Below are 13,553 nucleotides of genomic sequence, written 5' to 3'. Positions count from 1 at the left end.
ATTGAGTCTCGACTGGATCTACTACGCGATCTCGTGGATCCTCCTGCGCTGGCACGACCTGTGGGTCGCCATCGGCATCCCCGAGTTCCGGGTCCTGGGCACCAACTGGACCTGGGTCCTGGCCATCGTGTTCCTGGTGGTGACGGTCCGGGTCATCCTGTTCCCCGTCTTCGTCAAGCAGATCAAGTCCCAGCGGGCCATGCAGGCCCTGCAGCCCAAGGTCAAGGAGCTGCAGGAGAAGCACAAGGGTGACCGGGAGACGCTCCAGAAAGAAATGATGGAGCTGTACCGGACGGAGAAGGCCAACCCGCTGATGGGCTGCCTTCCGATGTTCCTGCAGATCCCGGTCTTCCTGGGCCTGTTCCACGTGCTCAAGCACCTGAACCCCACCCTGCCCGACAAGTACAAGACGCTGTACGGCTGGACCCTGGAGCAGTTCAACAGCGCCACCCAGGCCCGCCTGTTCGGCGCGCCGCTGCCGGCGAAGTTCGGCTCGACACCCGAGCAGTTGGCTGCGCTGAACGCCAGCGGTACCACGGTCAAGGTCGTGGCCGGTCTGCTGATCCTGATCATGATGACGACCACGTACCTGACCAGCCGTCAGATGATCCTCAAGACCGGCTGGGCCGAGGACCCGCAGCAGAAGATGATCCAGCGCCTGATGCTCTACGGCATCCCGCTGTCCCTGCTGGTTTCGGGCTCGCTGTTCCCGATCGGTGTCATCATCTACTGGGTCACGAACAACCTGTTCACCCTCGCCCAGCAGCAGTGGGTGCTGCGGAAGTTCCCGCCGCCGCAGATGGCCGGCAACCGCGGCTCGGGCCCCCGCCCGGCAGGCGGCTCCGGCGTCGCCAAGAGCAGCTCCACCAAGAACCCGGTCCAGCCGGCCCGTACGGGTGGCCTGTTCGGTCGTGGCAAGGCCAGCGCGGAGACCGAGTCGCAGAATCCGGTGGTGGACACCAAGGCCCTCGCTCCCAAGCCGGGCGCCAAGCCGACGAACCCCAAGAAGGGCGCTAGACCGGCGAACAAACCGCAGGGATAGCCGGCGCGCGGGGCCCACGGCCCGCGGCGCGGCACCCTGCCCGCACAGACCTACCCGTGCCGGCGTACGGACACCGCCGACCCGGGAAACAGCGGACCGGCAGGTCCGGCACGAGAGTACGGAGATGACACCGTGACCGACACCAGCACGCCCAGCGCCGCCGAGTCGAGCGAGACAGTCGATACGGAGGCGGACGGCGTTTCTGCCGAGAACGGCAGCGCACCGGAGGCCGGCGGCCAGCCGGACCAGAAGGCCGAGGGCGGCTCCTCCGACAGCGACCTGTTCCGGCAGAGCGAGATCGCCGCCGATTACGTCGAGGGGTTGCTCGACATCCTCGACTACGACGGCGACATCGACGAACTGGTCTCCGCCGGCCGCCCGATGGTCGAGGTCGTCGGCGGCCGCCTGCAGCCGCTCGTCGGCCAGCGCGGCGCCACGCTGGAGGCGCTCCAGGAGCTGACCCGGCTGGCGATCTTCCGGGCGACCGGGTCGCCGAGCCGCCTGCTGCTCGACATCGGCGGCTACCGCGCGACCCGGCGCAAGGAACTGGCGGCGGTCGCGCGCAACGCGGTCGAGAAGGTCAAGGAGCACGGCGACGCCGTACGCCTGGACCCGATGTCGGCTTTCGAGCGCAAGTGCGTGCACGACGTGGTCAATGCGATCTCGGGCGTGCAGAGCGAGTCGGAGGGTGTCGAGCCGAACCGGCGCATCGTGGTCCGGCCGGCTGACTGACGCAATGACCACACCCCGCTTCGGCGCGGGTGACGGCGGCCCGGGTGCTGAACGGCCCGGGCCGCCGTCGTCTGCGCAGCCCTCCTCCGCTGTCCCTGGTGTGGACCCCGCTGAGTCCTCGGACGCTGCCGAACCTGCTCCCGCGGCGACGGCCGGTCCCGGTCCGGCCGTGTCGGCCGACCCTCCGGCCGAGCTGGTTGAGGCCGCGCGGCGGGTGTTCGGCGATCGGCTCCCGCTCGCCACCACGTACGCACGACTGCTCGTCACGGACGGCGTGGTCCGTGGTCTGATCGGGCCCCGGGAGGCTCCCCGGATCTGGGAGCGCCACCTCATCAACTGCGCCGTCTTAGCCGATCTGATACCTAAAGGCGCGTATGTGGTGGATGTCGGATCTGGTGCTGGTTTGCCCGGTATCGTGCTGGCTGTGGCCCGGCCGGACCTCACCATCACCCTGGTCGAGCCACTGGCACGGCGTACCGCCTTCCTGTCCGAGGCGGTGACAACGCTCGGCCTCGACGCGACCGTCACGGTCGTCCGCGGCAGGGCCGAAGAGGTTGCCGGTGGGCCCCCCGTCGCCGCTGACGTCGTCACCGCCAGAGCGGTCGCTCCACTGGACCGGCTGGCCGGCTGGTGCCTTCCGCTCGCCGCGGTGGGCGGCAGGCTGCTCGCCCTCAAGGGAGCGTCGGCCACGGAGGAGGTGGCGGAGCATCGCGAGGCGATCAAGAGCCTTGGCGGCTCCGAACCGGTCGTCCGGTCCTGCGGGACCGGAGTGATCGATCCCCCCAGCACGGTCGTGGAGGTCGTGCGGGAACGGGACGTCGTGCCGCCACGGTCGAGGTCGTCCGCACGGGCGGCCGGTACGGGGCGGCGCCCGCGCGGCGGAGAACGCGGCTCTGGACGAGGGAGAACGCGGAGGGGATAGATGGGCAGGCGGGGCGCACGTAAGCGAGCCGGACGAGTCCCACGTGCGGTCGCGGAGGCGGCGCACCCGACGGCTCCACGCGTCCCGGTGGCCGAGCCCCCGGCGGCACGCTCCCCCGGCGGCGACACGTCATCCGCGGCCTCGTCGCCGGGCGGGCCTTCCCCGACCAAGGCTGCCGTGCCGTCGTCGGAGACTCCCGGGTCGTCTGCGGCACCCGCCGTCCAACCCCTGAACATGGGCGGTGTGCCGGACTCCGCAGACGGGTCAATTCCCATCGCTGGTTCGCGGGATCCGCAGGTCGGGGGCCGCGTGGTGAATGAGGGCGCCGCGGGGTCCGGGGGTGGTCGAAAAGCGTGGCCACCCGTTCCGGGTCCACCGCCCGGCGCGGTCGCGCTGCGATTCGTGGCGGGATTCATGGTCTTCGAAGCCGAACCGGGGTCGCCCTCAGGGGCCCATCAGGCGGAGAATCGTGGCGAGGCTCGCCCCGCGGCCGTAGGCTGGCCGCGCGTCGATAGTGTGGAGCAGACGGTGGGGGCGAGTGTCACTCCACCGCTTTCTGCCGGACCGCACGCATCGCCACACGGTGCCACGGTGAGTGCTCGCGGTGCCGATCCAATCCGACCAGGCAGGGATAAGACGGTGCAGGAGTACGGCAGAGGTGTCGACGGTGGCCGTGGCACGTGGAACGGTGTTTCACGTGAAACCGATCCATCCACTGTCTCCGATAAGCCCGGGTTGGGGCCCGAAAAGGGGGAGCATGGCGTGCCGCAGCCACGCGTAGCAAACGGACACGGAGGGCAGGCCTCCGCGGGTCAGGTGTACGGCACGCCCACAACGGTTTCGGAGGACGCGGCCGAGGGTGGTGCACCGGAGGCCAGGCGGCCCGCGCCCGCACCGCGTTCCGGGCCGCCGACGGGCTCCGCCTCCGCGCCCGTACCGCCGACCTCGTCCGTCGGCTCTGCGCCGTCGGACGAAGATGTTTCACGTGAAACGGCGGACGGCGACGAGGGCGATCCGCCGCTGGCCATGGAGGCGCTGCGTGCCGTGCAGATCCTCAACCCGAGCGGCGAGATCACGATGCCGCGCCCCGACCACCCCCGCATCCTGTGCGTGGCGAACCAGAAGGGCGGCGTCGGAAAGACCACGACGACCGTGAACCTCGCGGTGGCGCTCGCGTTGCACGGCAACCGCGTACTCGTCGTCGACCTTGACCCGCAGGGCAACGCCTCGACCGGCCTCAACGTGCCGCATCACGCCGGCGTCCCCGACGTGTACGACTGCCTGATCGACAACGTTCCGCTGGCCGAAGTGGCCCAGGCGGTGGAGGGCATTCCGAACCTGTGGTGCGTGCCCGCGACCATAGACCTCGCCGGCGCTGAGATCGAGCTGGTCTCCGTGGTGGCCCGCGAGTCGCGCCTGGCGCGCGCCATCGCCGCGCACCCCGAAACGTTCGACTACGTCTTCATCGATTGCCCGCCGTCGCTCGGGCTGCTCACGGTCAACGCGCTCGTGGCGGCGCAGGAGGTGCTGATCCCGATCCAGTGCGAGTACTACGCGCTGGAAGGTCTGAATCAGCTCATCAACAACATCAACCTGGTGCGCCAGCACCTGAACCCAGCGCTGGACGTCTCGACCATCCTGCTCACCATGTACGACCGCCGTACCCGGTTGGCGGACGCGGTCGAGCAGGACGTGCGTAACCACTTCGGCGCCAAGGTGCTCGAGGCCGTGATCCCGCGTAACGTGCGGGTGTCGGAGGCACCGAGCTACGGCCAGTCCGTGATGACCTACGATCCGGGTTCGCGGGGCGCGACCAGCTACTTCGAGGCAGCGCTCGAGCTTGCGATGCGCGGGGTCAACACGGGAGGCACGGCATGAAGAACCGTCCACGGGGAGGTCTCGGGCGGGGCCTGGGCGCGTTGATTCCCACGGCACCGCCTTCGGGATCGGCCGTTGCCACCGAGGAGGCGCCCCCGGAAGCGGTGGCACCACCGGAGGCACCGCCTGCCGCGCCCCCGATCGAACCGCCGGCTCCGGCCGCCCCGATCTCGGCGCCGCCCGCGCAGTTCACCGCGCCCAGTGAGCCCGATCCCGCCTACGAGCCGCCCGTGGAAGAACCACCAGTCAACGAGGAGTTGGCACCCGTGCCGGGTGCGCGCTTCGCGGACCTTCCGGTCACCGCCATCGAGCCGAACCCGAGACAGCCCCGGCATGTCTTCGAGGAAGAGGCACTCGAAGAACTCAAGGTCTCCATTCAGGAGGTCGGTTTCCTGCAGCCGATCGTGGTGCGGGAACTCGGCGAAGGCAAGTACGAGCTGGTCATGGGCGAGCGGCGGTGGCGTGCCGCGCAGGCCATCGGCCGGGAGACCATCCCCGCGATCATCAGGGATACCCGCGACGACGCCATGTTGCGCGACGCCCTGCTGGAGAACATCCACCGGGCGAACCTGAACCCGCTGGAAGAGGCGGCCGCGTACCAGCAACTGCTCGAAGAGTTCGGCGCTACCCATGAGGAGCTGGCGCGGCGAATCGGCCGGAGCCGTCCGCAGATCTCCAACACGATCCGTCTGCTCAACCTGCCCGCGCCGGTACAGCGCCGAGTCGCGGCGGGTGTGCTGTCCGCGGGACACGCTCGCGCGCTGCTCGGCCTCGAGGATGGCGACACGCAGGAGAAGTTGGCGCTGCGGATCGTCGCCGAAGGGCTTTCCGTACGCGCCACCGAGGAACTCGTGTCCTTGTCCCTGGCCGACGGCCCGGTCAAGAAGGCCGCGCCGACCCGCCGTGCCAAGGTGCACGCGCCGGCGCTCAACGACCTGGCCGAGCGGCTGTCGGATCGCTTCGACACCCGCGTCAAGGTCGACATCGGTCGTAACAAGGGAAAGATCACCATCGAGTTCGCCACGGTTGATGACCTGGAACGCATCGTCGGCATGATCGGTGTCGACCAGGAGGGTGGCGAAGGCTAGGCGCGTCGTTCCGACGGAGCTGGGCGGGTCTACTCCGCCGGACAAGACAGGCCGCGATTCTGAATCGCGAGCCTGTCTTTTCATGTGGGTCCCCGCTCGCGCGGGGTTTTCCTGACGCCTATTTTCTGTTGCTGGTGCTGCTCGTAGTCCTTCACACCGGAATCAACACTCACTTGGCCTGTGGATGCGGTTCTCCCAGAACGATTCTCCTGAGATTTCGCTCGCGTGGTTTCTGCGGTCGTATTCGTTCCGAAAGGCTGAAATCGCGGACTTGAGGAGCGCCCAGTGACGAACGCGAGGCCGATTCGACTCTGCTTGGTGGCGGCAGGCCGAACCCCGCGGTGATGGATCGATCACCAAGCTTCTCGCACACCGTTGAGTCTCTGCCGGGACTATGGTGGCTGCGAGTTGGCCCGCGCGGCGTCGGCACCGATGCTGGCAGAACGACTGGCTCTCGTCCGAGACTCACTCTGGCGGTGTGGCTATCACCCCCCTCGCAGACCGCCTCGTCCGCGCTGGGGCGTGGGACGGCGTTGTGCTAATCGAAGGGTAGTCGTGCGGCGACGTGACGACCGTTGTGGCTGTTTGCCTCGCGGCATTCCAGCCTTAGATGGCGGGCCCCCAATGCTGTGCCGGGTTCTCGGCCTTTCGAGGTGCCGCTGCGCAGCTCATTCTCTAACCGCCGGAGTCCGCCAGACCTCTGCCGTGGGGGCACTTGAGACAACGCGTCGAGCAAAGCCGCTTAGGTCGCTTGGCTGTTCGCTTAGAGATCAGCTGTGTCTGGTTGAGCGCGGCGAGCAATTCGCTAACCGAATCCGGGGCCATACATTGTCGCCCCCACCACCACCCCCACCACCCCCGACGCCGATACGGTGCTGCGCATCGGCTTGCGGCGAGGACCATCTCCGGATCGGGCCCCACCGCAGCTCGCCACTGCTGGTGCTGATCTACAACGGCGATCTGGTCACGGCTGTGAGGTGTCGGGAGCTGGCTCCGCATCACTTTCCGTGGGCCGCTGCGGCTGCTGTTCGACTTCGGAATGCGATTCGATGCCGCGGCACTGCACAGCACAGCTCGGTTGAGAACATGTATGACGCTCTCGTTGGTAGCCCCTAACCATCGCGGTGGGACGGCCACAACATTTGAGCGATGCCTGAACGCTGCCCGCTCCGATCGCGGAGTCTCCCCTGGCTGTACCGAACGCAGTACGAGTGGGGATCTCAGTCGTGGTTCGGTGTATGGCCGGCGACCCCCCCCCCCCCCCCCCCCGAGCAGTGGAACCTCGCGTCTGGCAATTCCGCCCGCACGTGGGAGGTCGCCGAGTCCATGTCATGCCCAGGCCGACCAGCGTGGCCGAGCGGACGCGGTAGGCGGTTCTTGTTTCACGTGAAACCGCGGCTTCTGTAAGTCTGCGTCCTTGGCGCTATCAGTCTCGGCTTCTGACTATGGGAACTGTGTGGGTACCGTCCTTGCCCTGAGCGGCGCGTGTAGAACGTTTCCAGCGATCGGTCCTTAGGGCCTGGATGGGGTCTGAACTACGCCTCGTCGAACGCATCGGCCGGCTCGGACGCAACGGGGCTGATCGCGTTCTGTCCGCCGAGCGCCGGTGCGGTGGGAGATTGGGGACCGCGTCGCTTCTGGACCCGGATGGAGACAGCGGCAGGCGTTAGGGCCAAGACGGAGATGCCAGGGCCATCCGCCTCGGGCGTGGAGCCGAGAGTGGGATGCCCGCACATGAGGCCTCGCCGATTCTGAGCGGCTTCAGCGCGAACGGTCCCGGTCCCACTTGCTCCCAAAGCGACCTCGGCGCGAGAGGCCCCAACGGGCAATTGTGGGTGACTGCGGTCGCCCAGTTGAAGGGCACTGGCGCCGAGGTCGTCGCCGACTGTCCCCCGCAGCAGGCGCGGGCGTCCGCCCAACCCAGCCGTGTGTCGCGACGATGTTCGCTGGCGTTCTTGGCGCGGTGGTTCACCTCGACGATGAAGCGTTGGCACGACTCGGATCTCTGGCTCAATGTGCGCAGCCAGCAGCCAGCAGCCAGCAGCCAGCAGTCAGCAGTCAGCGGCCAGCAGTCAGGCGGCCAGGGGCCAGGGCCAGCGGCCAGGGCCAGCGGCCAGGGCCAGCGGCCAGCAGCGGGCACTTGGGCGCCCGCTGTCCTTGCCAGAGACGGCCTCTGACGTCTGAGACATCCCCGTTCCCATTTGGGCGGCGGTTAGCGGGCAGCCCCGGTGATCGCTCAGGCGCCCTGGGCGACAGGAAATCCGCGCTTCCCTTGGACATTGCCTGTCCGTGCGCTCCCCAACCGCCGGGAGAGCGGGCGTCGAACTGCTCAACGGAGGCAGTGCTGCTAGCTCGATCACCGGTTTCACGTGAAACGGCGGAGTCGTGTGTTCGGCTGAGGACGGCCTAGAGACGTGCCCCGAGTCGCCAGCTCGGTCGACGCGCGGGGAACGGCATCGCAGCGAGGAGGCTCAGAGCCGCGTCAACTGAGGCCCACAGCCGCGTCAACTAGAGCGTCCCCGACAGGCAATCCGAGCACCCGTTTGGCGGCGGCCAACTTGGACGCCCCTGCCGTCCTGTGCAGTCTCGGCACCGACGGCCGAGATGACTGCCTGATCCACCCGGAGGGGGAAGCGCGCATGTCGGCGACGCGGCACAGCGAAGCTCACAGCGATGCGTGGTCATTGACGCAGCTTTGGCAGGACTCCCCCAGTGCTCTGGGACCGGCACCGCGAGCCTTCTCGTCATGACTTCAAGGACGCGCCCAGACAGGCCGTGACGAGCAGTAGGCCGTTGTACCCGGCCATCAGGCACGATCCGCTGACTGGGCTCGTTTCACGTGAAACCGCCGGCCACAATCTGCCCGGTGCCCGGTGCCCGGTGCCCGGTGCCCGGTGCCCGGTGCCCGGTGCCCGGTGCCCGGTGCCCGGTGCCCGGTGCCCGGTGCCCGGTGCCGTTTCACGTGAAACAACGGATGGCGCAAAGGCCCTTTCGATGGATGCCCGGCCTTCGGGTCGGGCAGGAGCTGCGTGCGGATCGCGAAGAGGCCATCCCGGCGGTACCGCCACTCGACGCCAGCCCGGGCTGCTAGAAGCCCTGTCGTGAACCTGAGCCGAGGCCGACCCCGGGTGTGCCTCACGGGGGCATGTCCACGGCGGCCCGGAGGCCGGGCGGATGAATATCCACAGGCTGTGCGTAAGTCTTGTTGAGTGCCGCGAGGCGCGCCGTTTCACGTGAAACGTCGCCGATGCCTCGGGGAGACCCTGCGGGCGTATCCACAGGCACGCCCCCGCATCTACGTGGTGTTTCACGGGAAACCGTCGGGCCTGTGGATAACTTCTGTGGACAACTGAGCCAGTGACACGGCCGTCCACACATGGTGATCTGGATCAACGTCTGCGGCGGTGCCTGAACGGCTGACCCGACGCAGGGAGTTCACTCAAATTGAGCCGGGACAGTGCCCGGCGCCTGGGCTAGGGTCAGCCACGTGCCCGACAACAATCCCCCGCTCCCAGACTTCACGCGCTGGCCTTCCTTCCCCTTCGAAGGGGATATGCGGGTCAAGGCGCTCGCTGATCCGGTCGCCGTCGAACCCCCGCGCAGTGGTGAGGACGCCACCGACTGCGTCGCTTGCAACACCCCGGACGACGCGTACATCTGGGTCAGTGACCGGTGGCGTGTCCGTGCGATGGACCGGCCGACCGGCTTGCCGGTGGTCCTCATCCTCGAATGCCGATCCCACCTCGATCTCGGCGACCTGCCGAATCTGCTGGCCGCCGAACTCGGAGTCATGACGGTACGGCTCGAACGCGCGATCCGCTCGCTCGACGGCGTGGCTCGCGTCCACGTCAACCGCTGGGGCGACGGCTCCGCTCACCTGCACATGTGGTTCCTCGCCCGCCCGTACGGGCGACTCCAGCTCCGTGGCACCTTCCTCTCGCTCTGGGACGACATCCTTCCGGTCGTTCCGGAGCAGCAATGGCGCGAGAGTCTGGCGCTGGTGGCCGCGTGGCTCGGCGAGTTCGGTGGGCGTGCGATCGCTGAGCCGCCCCACATCGCATGGCAGGCACCGTCCACGATCAGTGACTCACCCACCGCCTCCTCGGGTGGCAACGGCGACGCATCGCAGACGACCGCCGTGGAAAACGCCGACGAGCAGAGCGGCGGCCTCAACGGCGCGCCGGGGTCCCACACAGAAGCCAGCGGTGGGGAGTCGGCTCACAGCCAACCTGGCGGGGAGTCGGCTCACAGCCAACCTGGCGGGGAGTCGGTCCACGACCAACCTGGCGGGGAGTCGGTCCACGACCAACCTGACGGGCAGTCGGCCCACGACCAACCTGACGGGCAGTCGGCCCACGACCAACCTGGCGGGGAGTCGGCGAATATCGAACCCCTTGGGGGCGACCCGGCCCACAACGAACCAGGCGGTGGGCAGCCGGCCCAGACCGCAGCTGGCGGTGGGCAGGCGCCTCACAGCGACACCGCCGACGGGTCGGCGAGCAGCGCGAAGACCGACCAAGCCGCGCTGTGCGACGCGGGGATCAGCGCCCGGCCGAGCGATGCTCGGCTGTACGACGCCGGATCGCACGACGTTGCATCTGATGCCGCCGGATCGGATGCCGCGGCGCCGGGAAGAGCAAAGGGTGGCGACGCCGGCGCGAATCACGCGCGCACCGAATGTGAAGGCACCGGAGCGACGACTGCCGGACCGGGGGAAGGCGCGACTGCGGAGCAGGCGACCGCGTCCGCAGAAGACTGCCCAGAACCCGACGGGACGGAAAGCAAGCGGCCCTCGGCGTCGGTGCCGGGGCAGCCATCCGGCGAGGCCTCCGAACCGGCGGACGCGGCCGGCGCAGGCACCTGATCGCGCAGATCATCGGCCGCTGTGAGATCTGAGGGCGACCCATACCAGAGGGCGAATCAGATCAGCGGACGGCCGCCTCATCGGATGGGGGCCTCAGGGGACGGCGCCCCTGCGGACAGCGCCCCTGCGGACGGCGCGTCAGGGGGCGGCGCGTCAGCGGGCGGCGCCTCTGCGGACAGCGCCTCAGCGGACAGCGCCTCAGCGGACAGCGCCTCAGCGGGCGGCGCCTCAGGGGGCGGCGCCTCAGCGGACAGCGCCTCAGCGGACAGCGCCTCAGCGGACAGCGCCTCAGCGGACAGCGCCTCAGCGGACGGCGCCTCAGCGGGCGGCGCCTCTGCGGACGGCGCCTCAGCGGACAGCGCCTCAGCGGACGGCGCGCCAGCGGACGGCGCCTCAGGAGACGGAGCGTCAGGGAACGGGGCGTCGGAAGACAAGGAGCCTCATCGGATGGGCGCCTCAGCGGACAGGGCGCCCATCCGACGGAGCTACAACGCGCAGCGCCACCACCGGGCGCCGTCACTACTCGGCGCCGTCACTACTGGGCGCCGCCAACCACGGGACGGTGTACCGGCGCCAGTCAACCCCGTGCCAGGGCGCGGCCGACCAACCCGCCCAGCACCTTCCCGAAGTCCAGACCCGCGGCCTGCACGGCAAGCGGCAGCAGCGACGTCTCCGTCATACCCGGCGAGACGTTGACCTCGAGTACATGCGGCTCGCCCGCGGCGTCGACGATCAGATCGACCCGGGAAAGATCCCGCAGGCCCAAGGCCTCGTGCGCGGCGAGCGCGGTCGAGGCCACCCGCGCGGCAACGGCCGGGTCGAGGCGTGCGGGGGTGTGCCAGGTGGTCAGCCCGGCCGTGTATCGGGCGGCGTAGTCGTACACCCCGTTGCGGGGGACGATCTCGACGGCGGGTAGCGGCTGCGGCCCGTCGCCGAGATCGACCACGGAGACCGCCACGTCCATGCCGGGCACGTACCGCTCGACCAGCGCCGTGGAGTCGTACGCGAAGCAGCCCACCATGGCGGCCGGCAGATCGGCTTCGTCGCGGACGACGGCGGCGCCGAGGCCGGAACCGCCCTGCGCCGGCTTGACCATCAGGGGCAGGCCGAGCCGGTCGGCGATGCGGTCGAGTACCGCGACCGCGCCCAGCTCGGAGAACCGGTCGTGCGGCAGTGCCACCCAGTCGGGGGTGGGGATGCCGGCCTCGCGGAGCATGGCCTTCGCGGACGGCTTGTCCCACGCCAGGCGGGAGGCGCGGGCGTCGCACCCGACGTACGGCACGCCGCACAGGTCAAGCACCCCGCGCAGCGAGCCGTCCTCCCCTGTGGCGCCGTGCAGCGCGATGACCACGGCGTCCGGCGGATCCTCCTGCAACGAGGGCAGTAGCGTCACGTCGGCGTCGCGCATCTCCGCCTGGAGGCCGGCGGCGCGCAGCGCGTCCAGCACCCGACGGCCCGAACGCAGCGACACGTCCCGCTCGTAGGACAGGCCGCCGGCCAGGATCAGAACTCGCACGTCTTCCTCCGTACCCATGAACTTGATCATGCCAAGTCGGGGCCGGGCGTGTCCGCGCCGGCGTGCCCACGACGGCGGTGTGGGGTCGGGGTGCCGAAGACCGCGCGCATTGCGAGTTCCTGCTCCATCACGCCGGAGAGGCGGCGGACACCCTCGCGGATGCGCTCGGGCGGCGGGAAGGAGAAGTTGAGCCGCATGTGCCCGGCGCCGGATCCGTCGGCGAAGAATCCGGTGCCGGGCACGTAGGCGACGCGGGCGGCGATGGCGCGCGGCATCATCGCCTTGGAGTCCAGGCCGTCGGGCAGGGTCGCCCAGACGAACAGGCCACCCTCGGGGCGGGTCCAGGTCGTGCCGGCGGGCATCAGGTCCGCGAGCGCGTCGAGCAGGGCGTCGCGGCGTTCGCGGTAGATCTCGCGGTACGCCTTGATCTGCTCGCGCCACGGCATGGTGGCGAGGTACTTGGTGACCGCGGCCTGAGCGAACGCGCTCGGGCACAGGATCTGCGCCTCGCTGGCCATGACGAGCTTTTCGCGTACGGCGTGCGGCGCCAGGATCCAGCCGACCCGCAGTCCCGGCGCGAACGTCTTGGAGAACGTGCTGATGTAGAACACCCCGTCGCGGCGGCGCGCCCGCAGCGGCCGGGGCGCGTCGCCCGCGAAGCTCAGCGTGCCGTACGGGTCGTCCTCGACCACCAGCAGTCCGGCCCGTTCGCAGATGTCCAGTACCTGTTCGCGCCGCTCGTCGGTCAGCGTGACGCCGGCCGGGTTCTGGTACGTCGGGATGGTGTACAGGAACTTGGCTCGTCCGGCGGTCTCGGCGATGGCCGCCTCCAACGCCGCGGGGATCAGACCGTCGGCGTCCATGGCGACATGGCGAACCTGTGCCTGGGCGGCCTGGAATGCGCCGAGTGCGCCGACGTATGTCGGCCCCTCGGCGAGCACCACGTCGCCCGGGTCCAGGAACAGCCGTGCCACCAGGTCCAGCGCCTGCTGACCGCCGACGGTCACCACCACGTCGTCGGGTGACGCACCGGTCGACGCGTCGATGCCGGACAGCGACATGACCTCGCAGATGCCCTCGCGCAGTTCGGCGGTGCCCTGCCCGATGCCGTACTGCAGGGTCGAGGTCCCTTCCTCGGCGGCGAGCCGGCCGAGCATCTCCCCCACCGCGTCGAGCGGCAGCGCCGCGATGTACGGCGACCCGCCCGCCAGCGACACCACCTCGGGGCGGCTGGCGACGGCGAACAGTGCGCGGATCTCCGAGGTGGTCATCCCGCGCACCCGCCGCGCATAGCGGTCTGTGTAGTCGTCCTGGGTCGTACCGGTCATGCCGTTCACCCCTCCTGAAACTGGCGACAACGGCATTCATGCTAATCGCACGCTTCGCGGGGCCCGCCTGCCAACGAGCCGGTGGTGGCCTGCCGCCGAGTCCGATCGGTGCCGTTCAAGCACATTGCGGCGTAGTATCCGACGGGGGCGCGGACGGGCACGTGAACAGGACCGTGCTTCGTC

Annotated in this window: 7 protein-coding genes and 1 pseudogene; 6 read left to right on the top strand and 2 right to left on the bottom strand. The window is 69.4% G+C overall.

Going from position 1 to position 13,553, the window contains the following annotated elements; translation table 11 throughout:
- The first annotated feature begins 1 nt into the window (after position 1).
- The 6 genes and pseudogenes from yidC to ACMCNN_RS30955 all read left to right on the top strand — a co-directional run.
- Positions 2-1,042, top strand: a complete 1,041-nt coding sequence (yidC, locus tag ACMCNN_RS30980; protein WP_412743990.1) for a membrane protein insertase YidC — start codon at positions 2-4, stop codon at positions 1,040-1,042.
- Positions 1,043-1,174: 132 nt separating this feature from the next.
- Positions 1,175-1,774, top strand: a complete 600-nt coding sequence (locus ACMCNN_RS30975; RefSeq protein WP_412743989.1) for a protein jag — start codon at positions 1,175-1,177, stop codon at positions 1,772-1,774.
- Positions 1,775-1,943: 169 nt separating this feature from the next.
- Positions 1,944-2,696: a 16S rRNA (guanine(527)-N(7))-methyltransferase RsmG gene (gene rsmG, locus ACMCNN_RS30970; RefSeq protein WP_412743988.1), complete on the top strand. Its 753-nt coding sequence runs from the start codon at positions 1,944-1,946 to the stop codon at positions 2,694-2,696.
- A gap of 816 nt (positions 2,697-3,512) precedes the next feature.
- Entirely contained in the window at positions 3,513-4,574 is a 1,062-nt protein-coding gene (locus tag ACMCNN_RS30965; protein WP_412747339.1) for an AAA family ATPase, read from the top strand.
- The gene (locus ACMCNN_RS30960; protein ID WP_412743987.1) at positions 4,571-5,662 is read left to right on the top strand and encodes a ParB/RepB/Spo0J family partition protein; all 1,092 of its coding nucleotides are present in this window, start codon (positions 4,571-4,573) and stop codon (positions 5,660-5,662) included. Before ACMCNN_RS30965 ends, ACMCNN_RS30960 begins: the two co-directional genes overlap by 4 nt.
- 3,712 nt (positions 5,663-9,374) lie before the next feature.
- Positions 9,375-9,738: pseudogene (locus ACMCNN_RS30955) on the top strand (hypothetical protein); the annotation flags it as partial.
- Between the two features lie 1,365 nt (positions 9,739-11,103).
- Here ACMCNN_RS30955 and ACMCNN_RS30950 read toward each other — a convergent pair.
- On the bottom strand, positions 11,104-12,072 hold the full coding sequence (locus ACMCNN_RS30950; protein ID WP_412743986.1) for a D-alanine--D-alanine ligase: 969 nt from the start codon (positions 12,070-12,072) through the stop codon (positions 11,104-11,106).
- A complete protein-coding gene (locus ACMCNN_RS30945; RefSeq protein ID WP_412743985.1) occupies positions 12,069-13,370 on the bottom strand; it encodes a PLP-dependent aminotransferase family protein in 1,302 nt (433 codons plus the stop codon). Before ACMCNN_RS30945 ends, ACMCNN_RS30950 begins: the two co-directional genes overlap by 4 nt.
- Positions 13,371-13,553: the final 183 nt, after the last annotated feature.

The sequence above is a fragment of the Krasilnikovia sp. MM14-A1004 genome, from assembly GCF_047159485.1.
Taxonomy (GTDB): Bacteria; Actinomycetota; Actinomycetes; order Mycobacteriales; family Micromonosporaceae; genus Actinoplanes.
Note: the sequence above shows the minus strand (reverse complement) of the source record. Positions and strands in the feature narration are given on the sequence as shown.